General features: G+C 62.1%; 11 protein-coding genes. 5 read left to right on the top strand and 6 right to left on the bottom strand.

Translation table 11 applies throughout. The annotated features are described in order from the left end of the window. Positions 1-6 precede the first annotated feature (6 nt). From HER32_RS03090 to HER32_RS03080, 3 genes are all read left to right on the top strand, one after another. Complete coding sequence (locus HER32_RS03090) at positions 7-2226, top strand: beta-1,3-glucanase family protein (protein WP_168680450.1); 2220 nt, start codon at positions 7-9, stop codon at positions 2224-2226. Positions 2227-2419: 193 nt separating this feature from the next. Beyond that, positions 2420-5278, top strand: a complete 2859-nt coding sequence (locus HER32_RS03085; protein ID WP_168680448.1) for an RICIN domain-containing protein — start codon at positions 2420-2422, stop codon at positions 5276-5278. A gap of 164 nt (positions 5279-5442) precedes the next feature. After that, positions 5443-7338, top strand: a complete 1896-nt coding sequence (locus HER32_RS03080) for a glycosyl hydrolase family 18 protein (protein WP_168680446.1) — start codon at positions 5443-5445, stop codon at positions 7336-7338. Between the two features lie 77 nt (positions 7339-7415). Here HER32_RS03080 and HER32_RS03075 read toward each other — a convergent pair whose 3' ends face one another. After that, positions 7416-7832: an STAS/SEC14 domain-containing protein gene (locus HER32_RS03075; protein WP_168680443.1), complete on the bottom strand. Its 417-nt coding sequence runs from the start codon at positions 7830-7832 to the stop codon at positions 7416-7418. A gap of 238 nt (positions 7833-8070) precedes the next feature. On the opposite strand from HER32_RS03075, the gene HER32_RS03070 reads away from it, so the two are divergent. Next, complete coding sequence (locus HER32_RS03070) at positions 8071-8820, top strand: PD-(D/E)XK nuclease-like domain-containing protein (RefSeq protein ID WP_168680441.1); 750 nt, start codon at positions 8071-8073, stop codon at positions 8818-8820. A gap of 68 nt (positions 8821-8888) precedes the next feature. Here the strand turns inward: HER32_RS03070 and HER32_RS03065 are convergent, their stop codons facing one another. The 4 genes from HER32_RS03065 to HER32_RS03050 all read right to left on the bottom strand — a co-directional run bounded on the left by HER32_RS03065 (position 8889) and on the right by HER32_RS03050 (position 16960). Then, positions 8889-9905 carry a zinc dependent phospholipase C family protein gene (locus tag HER32_RS03065; protein WP_168680439.1) on the bottom strand — a complete coding sequence of 339 codons (1017 nt, stop codon included), beginning with the start codon at positions 9903-9905 and terminating at the stop codon, positions 8889-8891. A gap of 166 nt (positions 9906-10071) precedes the next feature. Next, complete coding sequence (locus tag HER32_RS03060) at positions 10072-14307, bottom strand: T9SS type A sorting domain-containing protein (RefSeq protein WP_168680437.1); 4236 nt, start codon at positions 14305-14307, stop codon at positions 10072-10074. Between the two features lie 690 nt (positions 14308-14997). Then, positions 14998-16290, bottom strand: a complete 1293-nt coding sequence (locus HER32_RS03055; RefSeq protein ID WP_168680435.1) for a flavin monoamine oxidase family protein — start codon at positions 16288-16290, stop codon at positions 14998-15000. 154 nt (positions 16291-16444) lie between these two features. After that, positions 16445-16960 carry a GreA/GreB family elongation factor gene (locus HER32_RS03050; protein WP_149069143.1) on the bottom strand — a complete coding sequence of 172 codons (516 nt, stop codon included), beginning with the start codon at positions 16958-16960 and terminating at the stop codon, positions 16445-16447. Between the two features lie 132 nt (positions 16961-17092). On the opposite strand from HER32_RS03050, the gene HER32_RS03045 reads away from it, so the two are divergent. Further along, positions 17093-17914, top strand: a complete 822-nt coding sequence (locus tag HER32_RS03045) for a GNAT family N-acetyltransferase (RefSeq protein WP_168680433.1) — start codon at positions 17093-17095, stop codon at positions 17912-17914. A gap of 24 nt (positions 17915-17938) precedes the next feature. Here the strand turns inward: HER32_RS03045 and HER32_RS03040 are convergent, their stop codons facing one another. Continuing rightward, complete coding sequence (locus tag HER32_RS03040) at positions 17939-18352, bottom strand: hypothetical protein (RefSeq protein ID WP_149069145.1); 414 nt, start codon at positions 18350-18352, stop codon at positions 17939-17941. Positions 18353-18470 lie beyond the last annotated feature (118 nt).

The following is an 18470-nucleotide window of genomic DNA, read 5'->3' as shown; positions in this document are numbered from 1 at the left end:
ACAACCATGCTCAAATCTTTCCGCACTTCGCTGCTGGGCGTTGCCGCCCTGCTTTGGCTTTTGCTGCTACCCGCGTCCAGCCGCGCCCAGGGCAGCATTCCGTTCACCATCGCCAACAACTCGCCTTTCCCCGATACCGACCTCTACGTGGCTATTGTGGGCATCGATGGTGCCGGCAACCATGTCTGGATCAATGCCGCCAACGGGCAGGTATTGCCCATGTCTTCTTCCTACAATACGGTGACGGGTCCAACTTATAACGGCAACACCGGGCCAGGGCAGAACTCCAAGTATGCGGCCTGTTTCACCCGGCTGAGCAACATTCCCAACAAAACTTTCACGCTGCCCTACATAGCCGGCTGCCGGGTATTCATCTCCCAAGGCCAGCAGCTGTACCTGTATTTCTTTGGGCCTTCGGGGGCGCCTTCAGGCTACGCGGCCCCGGACTTTCAGAACCCCAACGATCCGAACAAGGGCATTCGTTACGAGTTCATTGAGCTGACCAACAACCAGTACGGGTTCTTTGGCAACCACACCCGCGTAGACTCCTACAACTACCCCATGGGCCTGGAGCTATGGGGTAATGGCTACTACAAGCGCGCCGGCGAGCTGAAAAGCCACGCCGACATCCTGGCCGCCTACCAGAGCTTCGCGCCCGCCGAGTTCCAGGGTCTGCGCAATGCTGCGGCTGGCACGATTACCTGCCCCGGCAAGTCGGCCCCGTTCCAGACGGGTGGAGCCTACGCTAATTACTTCGGCTCTTACATCGACGCCATCTGGAACAAGTACGTCAACGAAGACCTGATTTTCTACGCCGGCGACGCGGGCGTGTTCAAAGGCCGCATCAGCAACGGCCGCCTTACAGTGGTAGGCCAGTCGGGAGGCTTTGCGGGCCGCACGGGCATCGTGTCGCGCAAGCCTACTACCCAGGAAGTACTGGAAGGCAAGGGGGTGCTCGACCAGCGCGTGGGCGACGGCGACCTGGACCTGGTAATTCAGTCGCAGCTGTGCGCGGCCATCAACCGCCACGTGGTGAACACCACCACTGCCAACCCCGGCCAGCAGAACTGGTACAACGCCAGCCAGTACTACCTTACGGCCCCGGCCAACTACTACGCCAAGTTCTGGCACCAGGGTGGCATCAGCGTCGACAACCTGAACTACGGCTTCGCTTATGATGATGTAAATGACCAGTCCTCCAGCCTGCACGCGGCCCAGCCCACTAAGGTGGTAGCTACGTTTGGGGGCTTCGCCGGAACTACCCCCCCGGTAACGGGCGTGGCCGTGATGTACAAGGACTGCAACTACACGGGTACGGCCGTGGGCCTGGGCGCGGGCGACTACAGCCTGGCCGCGCTGCAGAGCCGGGGCATCCTCAACGATGATATTTCCTCGCTCAAGGTCAACGCCGGCTACGAAGTGGTGCTCTACGAGAACGACAACTTCACGGGCGGGGCCTTGACGGTGGGCAGCGCCGGCAACAGCTGCCTGGTGGGCAACGCCCTGGGCACGGGCAACTGGAACGACAAGGCCACCTCGCTGCGGGTGCGCGCCACCACCAGCACGGGCTTCAGCGTGACGCTGCAGGCGGAAGCAGCCAACGTCAACAATGGCATGACGGCGGAGACAACCACCGACACGGGGGGCGGGCAGAACATGGGCTGGGTGGATGCCGGCGACTACCTGGTCTGGAACACCATCAGCTTCCCCACCACGGGTCAGTACCTGATTGAGTACCGCGTGGCCAGCGGCGGGGCCGGCGGCACGATTTCCTCGGACCTGAACGCGGGCAGCATTCAGCTGGGCAACACCACGATTCCCGGCACGGGGGGCTGGCAGAACTGGACGACGGTTTCGAAGACGGTGACCATTAATGCGGGCACCTACAACTTTGGTGTCTACGCCCAGACCGGGGGCTGGAACCTGAACTGGGTGCGCATCAGCAAAGCGGCGGGGCGGGGCACGGCCCTCTCGGCCCAGGAGTCAGCCGAGGCGCAGGCCACGCAGCTGTATCCGAACCCGGTGGCGGACCGGCTGCAGGTGGTCTCGCCGCTGAACCTGGCCGGCAGTGGCTATACGGTGCTGGACATGCAGGGGCGGCGCGTGGCCAGCGGCACCTTGGACCAGGGCACGCTGAGTGTGCGCGCGCTCAAGGCCGGGCTCTACACCTTGGTCGTCACGGCCAAAGACGGTCAACTAATCACCCGTCGCTTCAGCCGCCAGTAGATAAGTGAATGCAGGGGAAGCCGGCCTAGCCAGCTTCCCCTTTGCATTGCACCTAGTCTGATCGGCTCTTAGTCCCATTCTACCTCTCACCTGACCTTTTGCGCTTGTAAGCCGGGCCGTTGGCCGGGCTGCTGGCGGCGCTATGCCCGCCGGGTTTTTTCTCACCACCTCATCTCACTTCTTTCTTCTCTCCATGAAAAAAGTTTATTCCTACGGGCTGAGCGCGGCGCTGCTGCTGGGTAGCTTCACTGCCTCGGCGCAGCAGAACCGACCCGACGGGCCCAAGTTCCGCCTCGGCACCGCGCAAACGCTCGTGCAGCAGCTGGAAACCCAGGTAGCAGCCGGCACGGCGCGCCGCCAAACCAGCCCCACGGTCACGTTGCGCGTGTCGGCCTCCCAAACCCTCACCGGCAAAATCAACTACCGGCAGGACCTTTCCGCTACGGGCGAGTACCTGGTAGGAGAGGTGCAGGGCGTGGAAGGCTCCTCCTTTCTGGTGCGCATCGAAGGCCGGAAAGTAGAAGGCAATATCATCCTGCGCGGCACCAAGCGCGCCTACCGCTACTCCGCCGATGAGCAGGGCAACGCTTTCGTGCAGGAAGTAGACATTAACAAAGTCATCTGCATCGACTACGACAAGCCCACGGGCATGAACCAGAACCAGCTGCGTCGGTCCGGCAATCAGGCCTCGGCGGCAGCAGTGATATCCTTGCAGAGCTACCCCGGCGCCCGGGGCTGTATCATGCTCGACTTCGATGGGCAGTACGTGTCCGGCACGCCCTGGAACAACGGCAACCCCATCAACGCGGCACCCGCGGGCATCAACGACGCCCAGATTCAGGAGTTTTGGGAGTTGGTGAGCGAGGATTTCCGGCCGTTCAACCTGAACGTGACGACCGATGAGGCTGTGTTCAACTCCTACCCCAAGAACATGCGCATGCGCTGCATCGTGACGCCTACCAACACGGCTGCCCCGGGCGCTGGCGGGGTGGCGTACCTGCAGTCCTTCAACTGGAACGACGATACTCCGTGCTGGGTGTTTATGTCGGACCCCAAAGCTGGAGGGGAAGCCTCTTCGCACGAGGTGGGCCACACCCTGGGTCTGAGCCACGACGGCCGCCTGAACCCCCAGGAAGAGTACTACGACGGCAAAAGCTCCACGCGTTGGGCGCCCATCATGGGCGCAGGCTACTACAAGCCCGTTACGCACTGGAGCCGCGGCGAGTATGCCTCAGCCAGCCAGACCCAGGATGACCTGGCTATTATGTCGGGGGCGCCCTACAACGTGGGCTACCGCAACGACGACCACAGCAACAGCATCAGCGGGGCTACCGGCCTGACCCGCAACGGCACTGGCCTTTCGGGCCGGGGCATCATCGAACGGACTTCTGACCAAGACTACTTCTCCTTCACCACCAGCGGCGGCGCCGTCAACCTGAACGTGAACACCGTAGGCCGCCACGGCGACCTGGACATTGTGGCGCGCCTCTTCAACAGCGGCGGCACCCTGATCGGCACCTTCGATACCGGCGGAGCCCTGAATGCCACCGTCAGTGCTAACCTGGGCGCGGGTACCTATTACCTGCAGGTGGACGGCACCAGCTCCGGCAACCCCACCACCGACGGGTACTCCGACTACGGCTCCCTGGGCACGTTTACCATTTCCGGCACCGCGCCGGTGGGCACCAGCACCAGCGGCGTAGCCATGATGTACAAGGACTGCAACTATACCGGCACGGCGGTGGGCCTCGATGCCGGCGACTACACCCTGGCCGCCCTGCAGAGCCGCGGTATCCTCAACGACGACATTTCTTCGGTGAAGGTGAATACCGGCTACGAAGTGGTGCTCTACGAAAACGACAACTTCGCCGGGGCTTCGATAGTGGTGAATGCCAGCAACAGCTGTCTGGTAGGCAACACCTGGAACGACCGCGCCTCCTCCCTGCGGGTGCGCACGGCTGGTGTTACCAACTTGAGCGGCACGTATACCCTGCAAAACCGCAACAGCGGCCTGAACCTGGACGTGGACGGCGCCAACACTGCCGATGGAGCCCTGCTGATTCAGTGGACCAACAACGGCTGCACCTGCCAGCAGTTCAACTTCACCCACTTGGGCGGGGGCGTGTATCAGATTACGGCCGTGCATAGCGGCAAAGCCCTTGATGTGGCGGGCGTTAGCACCGCCGATGGTGCCCGCCTGAACCAGTGGAGCTACGTGGGCGGCGCTAACCAGCAGTTCATTGCCCAAAGCACCGGCGACGGGTACTTCAAGCTGATTGCCAAGCACAGCGGCAAACTGGTGGAAGTAGCCGGCGGCTCTACCGCCGGCAGCGCTGCCGTGCAGCAGTGGCCCGACAACGGCACGCCCGGCCAGCAGTGGCGCCTGACGCCGGTGGCCTCGGCCTTTACTACCACCTTGCAGGCCGAAGCTGCCAACGTGAACAACGGCATGGTGGTGGAAACCTGCTCGGAAGGCGGCCAGGATATGGGCACGGTGGACCCAGGAGACTACCTGGTCTGGAACGGCATCAACTTCCCCACGACGGGCCAATACACCATTGAGTACCGCGTGGCCAGCGCCGTAGCCGGGGGCACCATCTCCGCCGACCTGAACGCCGGCAGCATCCAGCTGGGCAACACCACAATTCCCGGCACGGGGGGCTGGCAGAATTGGACGACCGTGTCGAAGACGGTGAGCATTAATGCCGGGACCTATAACTTCGGTGTCTACGCCCAGAGCGCGGGCTGGAACCTGAATTGGGTGCGCATTAGCCGGGTGGGCGGGGCCGCTATAGCCCTGAAGGGCGCACCCGCCACCAAAGCCGGCCTGGAGCTTTATCCCAACCCGGTAGCTGACCGCCTCACGCTGGCCTCTGCCAAGCTGCAAACAGGTGAGCAGCTGCGCATCGTGGGCCTGGACGGCCGCGAGGTATGGCGGGGTACCTACGATGGCAAATCCGTCGACGTATCGGCCCTGAAGCCTGGGCTCTACACTCTCGTCGTGCAGACCCTGGACCGTCAGCAGCTGACTACCCGCTTCAGCAAGCAGTAAGCGGTGGAGTTAGCCGCAAAGCCCATCATGCGCGGATTTTCCACGCATGATGGGCTTGAAGCTGACCCTCGCGCTACCAGCGGCAAATCCTTTCACCAAGCGCCGCCTTTATCAACGCTTCTACACAGTCTGATTACCTCTTTTCCACAACCAACCACCACCGAATGAAAACAACTACACTTCTGACAAGGGCTTTGGCTCTGCTGGTATGGCTCCTGGCGGCCGGGCCCGCCCTCGCCCAATTCAAGGTTATCGGCTACCTGCCTTCGTGGACGGGCGACGTGAACACCGTGCAGTACGACAAGCTCACGCACATCAACTACGCCTTTCTGCTGCCCAATGCTGATGGCAGTCTGCGACCCATCGAAAACCCCAGCAAGCTCCAGAGCCTGGTAGCCACGGCCCATGCCCGTGGGGTAAAGGTGCTGATTTCGGTGGGGGGCTGGATGAACGACGGCAACCCCACGGAGTTTGTGTCTATCGGCAACAACGCCACTTACACCCGCAACTTCACTACCAACCTCATCAACTTTGCCAACCAGTATGGCCTGGATGGCATCGACATCGACTGGGAGCACCCTACATCGGCTTCGGCCAATGGCTACGCAGCCGTGATGCAGGACCTGGCTACCCAGCTCCACAGCCGGGGCAAGCTGCTGACGACGGCCGTAGCCGGGGGCACCTGGGCCGGGCCGTACATCCTCAACAGCGTGCTCAACAACGTGGATTTTCTCAACATCATGGCCTATGATGATGCGGCCCCGGCTCACTCTACTTACGCGCTGGCGTCGCAGTCCATTAGCTACTGGCGCGGGCGCGGGCTGGCGGCTAACAAAACAGTGCTGGGCGTGCCGTTCTACGGCCAAGCCGGCGGCGAAACGTATGCCTCGCTACTGTCACGTGGTGCCGACCCTAACGCCGACTTGTTCCAGAACATTGGCTACAACGGCATTCCTACCATCAAAAGCAAAACCAACTTAGCCTTCGACCAAGGGGGCGGCATCATGATCTGGCAACTGGGCGGCGACGCTACGGGTACTTATTCGCTGTTGACGGCCATCAACCAAGTAGTGGTGCAGCGTAACGGCACGACGCCTCCTCCTCCCAGCGGCGTAGCCACCATGTACAAGGACTGCAACTACACGGGCACAGCCGTAGGCCTGCCAGCGGGCAACTATAACCTGGCCGCTTTGCAGAGCCGCGGTATTCTTAACGATGATATTTCCTCGCTCAAAGTAAACGCCGGCTACGAGGTGGTGCTTTATGAAAGTGACAACTTCACCGGCGCCTCGCTGACGGTGGGCAGCGCCGGCAACGGCTGCCTGGTGGGCAATGCCTTGGGCACGGGCAACTGGAATGACAAGGCCACCTCGCTGCGGGTGCGCGCCACCACCAGCACGGGCTTCAGCGTGACGCTGCAGGCGGAAGCGGCAAACGTCAACAATGGCATGACGGCCGAGACGACCACCGACACGGGCGGCGGGCAGAACATGGGCTGGGTGGATGCCGGCGACTACCTGGTCTGGAACACCATCAGCTTCCCCACCACGGGCTCGTACCTGATTGAGTACCGCGTGGCCAGCGGCGGGGCCGGGGGCACCATCTCCGCGGACCTGAACGCGGGCAGCATCCAGCTGGGCAACACCACGATTCCCGGCACGGGGGGCTGGCAGAACTGGACGACGGTCTCCAAGACGGTGACCATCAACGCGGGCACCTACAACTTCGGCATCTACGCCCAGACCGGGGGCTGGAACCTGAACTGGGTGCGCATCAGCAAAGCGGCGGGGCGGGGCACGGCCCTGGCCAGCCAGGAGTCGACGGAGGCGCGGGCCACGCAGCTGTATCCGAATCCGGTGGCGGAGCGCCTGCACGTGGTCTCCAAGCTGAACCTGGCCGGCAGCGCCTACACGGTGCTGGACATGCAGGGGCGGCGCGTGGCCAGCGGCACCTTGGACCAGGGCACGCTGAGTGTGCGCGCGCTCAAGGCCGGGCTCTACACCTTGGTCGTCACGGCCAAAGATGGGCAGCTCATCACCCGCCGCTTTAGCCGGCAATAGGCTAAGGGTAATACTCGCGTAAGGCAAAAGAAGGCGGCTTCCTGAGGAGCCGCCTTCTATAGTTTTAAGGAAAGATGTTACGTGGGTTGTTGAAGCAGCCAAGCCACGGCGTCGCCTTCCCGCTCGAAATACTGATAGGTGAGGTGCAAGCCACGTGCCGCCGTAATGACTGTAGCCGTAGCCAGGCGGGCAAACACGTTGTCGGCTACGAGCACGGAGCCGTAACGGTAGCCGCCATCCGCTACCATGTGCGGCAGCCATTCTTCTACCATATATGCTTGTTCTTCGGTAGTGAAGGGCTGCATTTGGCTCTGATCGATGAGTAGCCGTCCACCACGTCGGCTCGCCAATAGGCGAATCACGTGGCTAAGAAACCCCCGGAAGTCCTCAGTTTGGCGTGGTCCCGGCTGATAAATCAGCCGGCCAAAGCCCTGCGGGTCATCTATAACGCGGCCTACGGGGTTGGCAAAATAAATCAGCGGGGAAGTTTCCATGATGCCGCAAACCTACTGCCCGTAGCCTACAAATAGTAGCTCCTGGAGAAAGATGCCGGGCCACTAACCGTCAAAAACAAGCTGCATTTGGCCCTGGCTTTGGTTGTCTGTGGAGCGGGGCTTATCTTTCAGGCTATTGGCAGTGGGTTCGGGCCTCAAGACAGGAGGGCTGAACCCATTTTTTTCCTGCCGGTATACTCTCTAAGCGGCCCCCTGAACAACGGCCGCTTGCTACCCTATGCCCGACTCCACCCGCCGCCCCGATTTACTGCGCTTATCCTACGACGACTACCGCGCCTTGCCGGCCATTGCCAACTCTGACCTTTCCCGACTGCGCGACGCGCTTAGTGGCAAGCCCCGGCGCGAAGGCGGCGGCAATGCCCCGGCCCTGAGCTTTGGTACGGCGTTTCACACGGCCCTGCTGGAACCGGAGCAATACGTGCCCAGCTACCCTCTCGTAAACGATACGCTCATTTGGTGGCTGGTAGAAGGAGTAAGGCTGCGCGAAGACCTGCGCGAGCTGCTCGAGCACGGCATAGCTGAGCCCAGCTGCCTATTCACTGAGCCCCTCACCGGTACCTTGTGCAAGCTCCGCGCCGACTTGGTGGTTGATCAGCCCGGCCAGCCCTACACTATCATTGACTTCAAAACCACCCTGGCCCGCGACTATCATCACTTTGCGGCCCAGTGCTCGGGCTACGACTACGACCGCCAAGCGGCTTTCTACTCCGATGCCCTGCAGGCCGAGCGGTTTCTGCTGGTGGGTGTGCAAAAGATTGAGCCCTTTCACATTTACGTCTACGAAGTGCCCCCGCACATGCTGGAAGAAGGCAGGGCCAAGTACCAGCGCCTACTCAGCTTCCTCGACCCGCACCGCCAGCCTACCTATCTCAGCTCAGCTGCCCGCGACATGATCCGGGAGCTGGGCCACACCCCGCCCCAGGAGCCCAGTAGCGCCCAGCCTGAGGCACCAAATTTTGACAGCTAACAAACTACTTTAAACCAGCAGCGCCGCCCCTAGAAGATTCTGGAGGCGGCGCTGTTTAGGGAGTTCAATCAAAACTCCTGAAACGAGCGAAAATCAATCAGCTTGCCCTTCTGAATTTCCTTTAGCTCTTTCTTCAGCTGTTTGGCGCTGGCCTGGGTGGTGTAGTTGGAGTCGAGGACGGTAAGGTCGGGCTTGCCGGCATTTACCCAGGCCGTGTACCAGAAGTTAGCCGTGGCCTGGGCAGCTGCGCGCAACTGCCGCTCCACCATGCGGTTGAGGACCTGGTGGTAGGCCGCCGAGTACGCCGTGGTATGAACCGGGTTGTTGAACACGTTCTTCTTGATCTGCCCATCGGTATTCAGCGCGTAGATGTTGGCGGGCGGCGTTTCGGCGGCCAGCTTTTTCTCCAGGGCCAGCAACGTATCGGCGGCGGCGTGGCTTTGGGCAATGATGCGCCAGGCTTCGGCCGCGGGGTCCTGTAGCAGGCGGGGCTCGGCGAGCTTGAAGTTGTAGTCCTTGCCGAACTGCTCGGGCAGCTGCGACTCGAAGAAGGCGTGAATGCCTTTCTGCCCGGTCAGCTGCCCGTCGTGGTTGGAGGAGGTGTGCAGGGGCTGGGTGGCGTCGCCGAGGTAGTGGCCCAGGTCGGCAGCCAGAAACAGGATTTCATCCTTGCGCCCGTTTTTCATCGATTGGGTGAGCTTCGCCAGCACGTCCTGAATGTACCAGGGCAGGCGGCCGCTCTTATCGAGCATGGCGGCATCGTATTTCTTATAGGCTTCGGCCGAGGTTTGAGGCAGCTCGCTGATGGGCTGGGTGCCGTAGTCCTCTAAGTCAATGAAGTGACGCGGAAACTCCGCCCGGTCGTTGATGACGTACTTGCGCGAATCGGGAATAACGGCTTCCGTCACCACGAAGTCGACGTGGTTGTAGAAGAAGGTACGCAGGGGCGCGGGCAGGGCCAGCACTGCCGCCCGATTGATGCGCTGGTGCCCCCAGTTGCCCCAGGCCAGCAAGGCAGAGGGAGCCAGAAACAAGCCGCACACGAGCAGCACCACGCGGGGAAGACGGAAAAACGAAAGCAACATGGGGGCGGAGGCAGGTAGGTAAAAGACAAAGGTCCGGGGTTTTGGGCGGCCGGCCAAGCACCCCGGACCTTTTCCGACTTTGGGCGCCGGCCATCAATAAAAAAGCCGCCACCCAGCTGGGTAGCGGCTTTTTACTAGCAATAAACCCGCCGGTTGGCGGCCGCCTTTATTCCACGATCAGCGACTTGGTCACGAGCTGGTCGCCCAGCTGAATCCGCACTAGGTACAGGCCATTTGGTAAACCCGCCAGCTCCACGGTCGTGGCTTTGCCCGGGGAAGTCAGCGTTACGGGCTGCTGCTTCACCTGCTGGCCTACGCTGTTGTAGAAGCTCACGTGCACCCGCGTGCCGGCTGCCAGCGTCGGTAGCTGCAGCTGCACCCGCTGTTGCGCCGGGTTGGGGTAGAGCTGTACCTGCGTGGCCAGCGCCTGGGTTTTGTTGGGCGTGGCTGTGGTCACGGTGAAGAGCAGGCCCTGGCCGGAGTTGAGCGTAGATTCAAGCGTAACCTTGCCGGTAGTGGCGCCGGCAGGCACCGTGACCTGGGCTTCCGTATCACTGATTACGCTGAAGTCGGTGCCCGCCAGGCCATTGAACTGAATGCCCGTCACCTGGGCCTGGCCACCGCGCCGGAAGTTCTGGCCCATAACCTGAATAACCGTGCCGGCCGCACCCTGGGTAGCCGACAAGCTGGTAATGTAGGGCGAGGTCACGGTGAAGGTGCCGGCCGACACCACGCCGGTAGTGCCGTAGGTAAGCTGCACTGCGTACTGAGGGCCCGTCAGGCTGCCCGTTACGTCGGGCATCACCAGCACCAGCTCCGTGTCGGTCTTGCTGGTAGGAGCCACTTCCATATTGCCGATCAGTACTTTGCTTACCATGGAGAAACCAGTGCCCGTGAGGGTAATGTTGCTGCCAATGGGTCCTTCCGCCGGTAGCAGGCTGCTCACGGTTGGAATCATCACCGTAACGCTCACCTGCGCGGAGCTGGTGCAGCCGGCCGTGGTAGTGGCCGTTACGGTGTAAGTAGCCGTACCCGTGGCGGTAGGCGTGGCCTGCACGCTGCTGCCCGACGTGGCGCTCAGGCCGGGGCCCGTCCAGGTATAGGTTACCCCAGTGGCTGGGCCGCTGATGCTGAGCGTAGCGGCCTGTCCCAGCAGTACCGTTGCCGGGGCCGTTACGGTAGGAGCCACGGGCAGGGCGTTGATGGTGGCCGCTACGGCTGCGCGCGTGGCACTCTCGCACCCTGCCTCATTCACGATGCTCACATAGTAGGTAGTGCTGGCACTGAGGCTGGGCGTGGTGTATGCATTGGTGGTTGCTCCATTGATAGCCGTGCTACCCGTGGCTGAAGTATACCAACGGTAGGAGCCCCCGGCGGAGGCACCAGCCGCACCGAGCGTCAGCTCACCCGCGCCGCAGCGTTGGGCAGCCGTAACCGTGGGGGCCGTCGGGAGGGCATTGATGGTCGCTACTACTGCCGTGCGGGCAGCACTTTCGCAGCCCAGGCTGTTCACGGTGCTTACGTAATACGTGGTCGTAGCTGCCAGGCTAGGCGTGGTGTACGTAGCGCCGGTAGCGCCATTGATGGCAGCGCCGCCCGTTGCGGTAGTGTACCAGCGGTATGCACCGCCGGCAGGAGCTCCGGAAGCTTCCAGGCTAACCGCTCCCGTGCCGCAGCGGCTATTAGCCATAGTGGTGGGGGCCGTCGGTAGGGCATTGACGGTGGCCGTAACGGCCGTGCGCGTAGCGCTTTCGCAGCCGGCACTGCTCACGGTGCTCACATAATACGTAGTCGTAGCGTTGACATTCGGCGAATACGTGGTGGCCGTAGCTCCGCTGATAGCAGTGCCACCCGTGGCTGCCGCGTACCACCGATACGAACCGCCCGCAGGAGCCCCTTGGGCAGTCAACGTAACAGCGCCGGTACCACACCGCTCATTGGAAGTTGTCGTAGGAGCCGCAGGAATGGCATTCACGGTTGCTACTACTGCCGTGCGGGTGGCACTTTCGCAACCCAGGCTGCTTACAGTACTCACGTAGTAGGTGGTCGTTGCCGTTAGGCTGGGCGTAGTGTACGTAGCGCTGGTAGCCCCACTGATGGGGGTGCCGCCCGAAGTGGAGGTATACCAACGGTAGGATCCCCCGGCGGGAGTGCCGGCCGCACCGAGCGTCAACTCGCCGGGGCCGCAACGGTTAGCCGCAGTAGTGGTGGGGGCCGTGGGCAGTGGGTTGATGGTCGCTACCACCGCCGTGCGCGTGGCGCTTTCGCAGCCCAGAGCGTTGACAATGCTCACGTAATAAGTCGTTGTCGTGCTCAGACTAGGCGTGGTGTAGGTGCCCAGCGTAGCTCCGCCAATGGCGGCTCCCGTTGTGGCCGTGGTGTACCAGCGGTACGAGCCTCCAGTTGGAGCGCCCTGTGCTTGCAGGGTTACGCTGCCCGCCCCACAGCGCTCATCTGCCGTGGTAGTGGGCGCCGTTGGCAGGGCGTTAATGGTGGCCGTTACCGCGGTGCGGGAGGTGCTTTCGCAACCAGCACTGCTCAGCGTGCTCACGTAGAAGGTTGTAGTGGCGCTAAGCGCAGGCGAATACGTGGCCGCCGTGGCCCCGCTGATGGCGGTGCCCCCCGTGGCGGCGGTGTACCAGCGGTAAGTGCCGCCGGTGGGCGCGCCGGCCGCCTGTAGGGATATAGTGCCTGGGCCGCACCGCTCATTGGAGGTGGTGGTAGGTGCAGCGGGAATAGGGTTGATAGTGGCTACCACGGCTCGCCGCGTAGCACTTTCACAGCCAGCGCTGCTCACCGTGCTCACATAATACGTGGTGGTGCCGGTCAGGCTGGGTGTAGTGTAGGTAGCGGTGGTGGCTCCACCAATGGGGGTGCCGCCGGTGGCCGTAGTGTACCAGCGGTGGGAACCGCCCGCCGGCGTACCAGCTGCTGCGAGCGTTACTGTACCCGGGCCGCAACGCTCATTGGAAGTTGTAGAAGGAGCGCCGGGCACTGGGTTGATGGTCCCCGTTACGGCCACGCGGGCGGTTTCAAAGTCGCCGCAGGGGGCCGTAGCACTCACGTAGTACGTGGTGGTGGCAGTCAGCACCGGCGAGTAAGTGTCGGAAGTAACTCCACTGATGGGGGTACCGCCCGTAGCCGTGGTGTACCAGCGGTAGGCGCCATTGAGTTGGGTACCCTGCGCCTGGAGCGTGACGGCACCTGGGCCGCAGCGACTAGCCGAGGTGGTGGTGACCACCGGAATAGTAAGCGTAGGACCCGTGTACTGGAATACGCCGCCCTGGCCACCATTGCGGGTAACGCCGCCGGCCCAGCCGGTAGTGGCATTGAAGAATATTACTTCATTGTACTGAGTGCCGGCATCCAGCCGGGTCCAGCTCTGGCCTCCGTCGTAGGAAACGGAGGAGCCCCGGTTGGAAGCGCGGCCATCAATGCCTACCAGGGTGTTGGGCAAGCCCGGTACCGCCGTAACTACGGTGCCATAAAAATCCCCGCACGGCGTGATTAGCTCCCAGGTAGCGCCGCCATCCTGGGTGCGGGCAATTTTACCATTGCGGCCAATGGCCAAGCCGTGGAGCGCATCCGTGAACTCAAAGTCCCGCAGAGAAGATGACGTGCCTTCATTGCCAATACCCGTGTTGCTTTCTGACCAGGTAACGCCCCGGTCGGAAGAATGGTAAATATGCCCCAGGAAGGTGCCAAACCAGATATGGTCGCCGTAGGTGGTGTATAGGTTGGTGAGCCCGGCGTCGCCGGGAGTAACGTTCGGAATGTTGTCGTCGGGCACCTGAATCCAGGTCTGGCCGCCATCCGTGGTGCGGAATATCTCATACTCCCCGTTGGTGGCGTCGCTGAGAATGACGCCCACGCTGGCGTTGAAAAAGTGGGCGACGTTGAGAAAGGAAAGGGCCGGTATGGGCAGCTCCGTGAAGCTGGCGCCCCCATCGGTGGTTTTAAGCAGCACGCCCCCAAAACCGCCCTGGCGGAAACCTCCAATGAAGGCCGTAGTGGCGCTAAGGGCCGATAAGCTGGAAAAGCTAAAGTAGTTAGGGCTGGAAACCAGGCGGTTTACCCAAGTTGCGCCCGCGTCCGTCGACAGAAACAACGTGTTCCGCGGCCCGTTCGCACCACTGGCGTCGTATTGCATGCCCCACACTACGTTGGCGCTGGGCATGTCGAAATCGATAACCCCTTTCTGCAGATAAGGGCTGTTCAGGTTGCGCTCCGTCCATTGGGCCTGGGCCGGCGTACTGCGGAGCACCGCGGTGGCCAGCAACACGAGCAGCAGCCAGGCCACCGGGCCCGCAAAGGCCCGCTTCGCTGCGGGTAGCCGGTGCGGCCGGTAGTGCCTGGAGGCATTGCCGGTAGCACAGCCAGAATAAGAGAAGACGTCATCCATGCATAGAGGAGTTAGAGGGTGAAGAATGAGGAAAGCACAATAGCTGCTCCGGCCAGGGTAAACCGGCCGTAAGCAGGATAAAAGGAAAGTCGGAAGAGGACTTATAAAGGCCTGAGGCTGCCAAGGGAAGCAGGGCCGGGGCAATATTGGGTAGGGCGGATAGTAGCGGGCAAACCAAGGCGGCTGCGGGCCAAGATAGAGGCGCAATCAGGCAGCTGCAATACCCACATCCGGGTATTTTTAGCTTTGTAAGCTCAACAATAAGCGCTATAAATCAATAGTATACGGCTTTTGATCAGTGGTCTGTTCGCGGGGAGCCGGTTAAGAGCCATACACGGAATAACGGCGGCAAGGCTAGTCCGGAAAGCCTTGGTCACACGGCATCCAAACACCTGTGAGCGGCGGTTTTTACTCCAGCGTATTGAAATAGATTAATAGAAAATAATAGAATTATACCTGGGTTGGTGTGCTTGATATTTTCCAAAAAATGAGTAGCCGCAGAGCCCCGCTAACAGACGCAGCCAGATGCAACTCCCAAGCTGAAAATGATGCGCATCTGCGATGCGCCAGGTTAGAAGCCAGGGAAAGGCCCAAGAAGATTGCCCGAACCGCTAAAGGCCACGCTGCCAGCCAAGCTGGGCCAGTAACCCTGATTAACGTTCCCCGGCTACCGTTGCTGGTCAGCGGCGGCTAGGCTTGCAGAATTTGCCAGGCCGCGTTTCGGCCGCTAACCAGGGCAGCTTCTACCGTTCCGGTGTAGGGGCCCTCGTAGAGGCCTTCCCCGGCAAAAAAGAGCGTGTCTTCAACGGGAGTGCTAAGCATTTGCCGGGCTGCCGCTGCCTCTACCGACACGTAGGAGTAAGCCCCCTGGGCCCACGGGTCGGCGCCCCAGTTGAGCACGCGGTGGGCCACCACCTGCTGTTGGAGCTGCTGTACCGGCACAGTAAGGGTTGCGGCCAATGAGTTGAGGGCCAGCTCCAGCAGTTCAGCATCGGGGGTGTGCCGGTGCCGGGTAGCGGCTGGCCCACCCAGCCAACCCGTCAGCAAGGGACGGGGTACAGGCCGTTGCGACCACCAGGTAGGAATAGGGGCGTCAGAAAAGATAAAGCCCAGGTCGGGCACAGCGGACACCCCCGGCCAGAAGGGTTCCTCAAATTCCAGCAGCACCTTAATAACGTCGCCAAAGCCCAGGTGCGCGGCGGCCTGGCGGTGTGCGGGCAACTCCGGGCTGAAGGCCAGGTGGCCCGGCTGCGTTGGATGGGCGCGCAGCACCCCCGTAGGCACGGTAATCAGGGCCTGCCGGGCTTGCAGGGTGTGGCCCAACTGATCTTCGGCCACCACCTGGCCCGGCTGCCAGCTAAGCTGCCGGATGGCCGTGGCGAGGTGCAGCGCCGCCCCCGCTTCCTGCGCCTGCCGCTGCAGAAAATCCATCAGCTGACCATACCCGCCTACTGGCCTCGGGGAGTCTTCGGCCCCGCCACCGGCCCACTCATCGCGCAAGGCAAACGCGCTGGCCAAGCGGGCATCGGCGGCGTTGTAGCCCTCCGCAAACTGCGTAACCCGCTCCCGCAGCTGCTGGTGCTCGGGGCCAGGAAAGTGCGTGTGCAGGAAATCAGCCAGGGACATGTCCTGGGGTAGGGCCTGAAGCTTATCCAGCAAAGCCGGCATGTCGGGCAAAAAATCGGTGGACTCCTGCACCTGGCCCGCCTGCACCTCGTAGTTGCGGCCGGCGGTGCTCAACCACGGTACCTGAGCCTCGCGCAGCAAAGCCTTGGTCAGGGGAGCATCTCCGTGAATAAACTCCGCTCCGCCTTCAACGGGCGCCGTAAAGCCGCCCTTCTGAAACGTATAGATGCGGCCGCCCACCCGGTTGCGGGCCTCCAGCAGGGCCACTGTGCGCCCCGCCCGGCTTACTTCGCGCGCGGCCAGCAAGCCCGCCGCGCCCGCCCCGATAATCAATAAATCAACAACATCTTCAGGCATAGGGGCAAAAAAGCGCAAGCAGCTGGAACGGGCTGAAATAAGGACAAAGAAACATTTTTGCGGCCGGAATGCCTGGCGTGCGATACGTCGGCGGGGCCGCCCCTCGGCTTGGCAGCAGGGCTTGCGCTGTCGGTAAAGTCAGCCCTGCCGGGCACTAGTCAGCGGGGTAGCAAATGGCCGTTATTTCCACCGTTTCGGCTGGGGGCACGCGCACCTGTTGCCCCAGCCGCGCCCCCTGAATGGCCCGGGCAATGGGAGAAATAAACGCGACACGCCCCTCGGCCACCGATGCCTCGTCGACGCCCACCAGGGTGAAGGAGCGCACCAAGCCTGGTTTTGCACCCTGCACGGTGCGCAGCGTAACCGTGGCACCGAAGCGCACTTCCTGCGGGGGCTGCGTACGGGGGTCGACCACCTTGGCCGTAGCCAGCCGGGCACTCAGGGCACTTAGCCGACCATTCAGCACGGTGAGTTGCCGGGTGCGGTCGGCTTCGTTTTCGCGGTTGGCTTCGGCCTGGGTGCGTTCGGCTTCCAGGGCCTGCAGCTCTTGGCGCAGGAGCTCCAGGCCCCGGGGCGTCACGTAGTTGGGCGTGCCCGGCGGCAAGGCAGCCCGCGGCGGAATAATGGGCGCCTCCAGTGAATCTTCCTCTTTGGCAAATGCTCTGCTCATACCTGTCCTTAACGCTGGGAGCCAGGGGAGGTTACCCGTTGGCTTAGGCCGAATCGGCCGGGACTATTACCTTGGCGCCATCCTTTTGCGGCCGCTTGCCCGTGGCAGTGCTGCCTTATTCTTTTCCGGCTTATGCTTTACTCTGACCGAACCCTGGCCCAACGACTCGAGCGCACCGAAGGGGCAAGCAATGCCGCTTTCGTAGAGGCCCGGGCCCGGCTGCAGCCAGACAGCGGAGCGCAGTGGCGCGAGGTAGGCGGTGCCTACGCTATGTTCGACGGGCCCGACTCCCCACTTACGCAAACCTTTGGGCTCGGCTTATTTGCAGAAGCAGAAGCCGAGCATCTGGCCGAGCTGGAGGAGTTCTTCCTGGAAAGGGGCGCACCGGTATTCCACGAAATCAGTCCTTTGGCTGATGCCTCGCTGCTGGCCTTGCTTAACCAGCGGGGCTACCAGCCCATCGAATACACCAGCGTATTGTATCTGCCGCTGCCGCTGGCCCCTGCAGCAGTCTTGGGTGAGCACCATCCCCAACTGCATACCCGGCTGCTTTCGGCCGACGAAGCGCCCCTTTGGGCCAGCGTATCGGCGGCGGGTTGGGCCAGCGAAATGCAGGGCCTGGACGTATTCATGCAGGAGTTTGGGCTGATCAGTGCCCAAAGCATTGGGGCGCGGCCCTTCCTGGCAGAGCTGGCGGGCCAGCCCATTGCGACGGGGGCACTTTTCGTACAGGATGATGCGGCCCTACTGGCCGGAGCCAGCACCATCCCGGCGGGCCGACGGCAGGGCGGGCAGCAGGCCTTGCTGGCGGCCCGCCTGCACTACGCCGCCAACCAGGGCTGCACACTAGCTATGATGGGAGCCTTGCCCGGCAGCCAGTCGCAGCGCAATGCCGAAAAGCACGGGTTTCGGATTGCCTACACCCGCACAAAGTGGCAGTTGGTAAGAAGTTGATTTTCAAGAAAAATACCCAGCGCGCTAACCCTGCTGCCGCAGCCAAACAATGGCGTCGGCTTCGCTGCTGAACATACGGTAGGTGAGGGCGGCGGCTTTGGCTTCCTGCAGCATGTTGTTCACGGAAAGCCGCGCAAACACGTCTTCAGGCAACAGCACGGCCCCGTACACGCTACTACCCTGGTTTTTCGCCGAAAGCCAGTAATCCACAATCCACTCACTTTCCTCGGGGGTGAAGGGAGCCATCTGGCGCTGGTCGCCGAGGAGCTTGTTCCAGTTGCGCAGGCGTAGCAGCTGGCTGGTGTGCGTGAGAAAAGCTTGTAAATGGTGGAGCTTGCGGGGGCCGGGGTGGTACTGGATGTAGGCATACCCGTCGGGGTGCTCCAAGACACGGCCCACAGGGTTTTCAAAATACAGCCGCATGGCAGGCAGAAGCATAGGATCGGGGGTGGGGAAGAAACAGTTTAAGGCCGCCGCTTGCCGTGCAAAGCAGGCGGGCGACGAGCAAGACTGCAACAACAAGTGAAAGAGCGGAGTTGCCAGGGAGGGCCTAAAA

Source organism: Hymenobacter sp. BT18 (assembly GCF_012273015.1).
Classification (GTDB): Bacteria; Bacteroidota; Bacteroidia; order Cytophagales; family Hymenobacteraceae; genus Hymenobacter; species Hymenobacter lutimineralis.
Note: the sequence above shows the minus strand (reverse complement) of the source record. Positions and strands in the feature narration are given on the sequence as shown.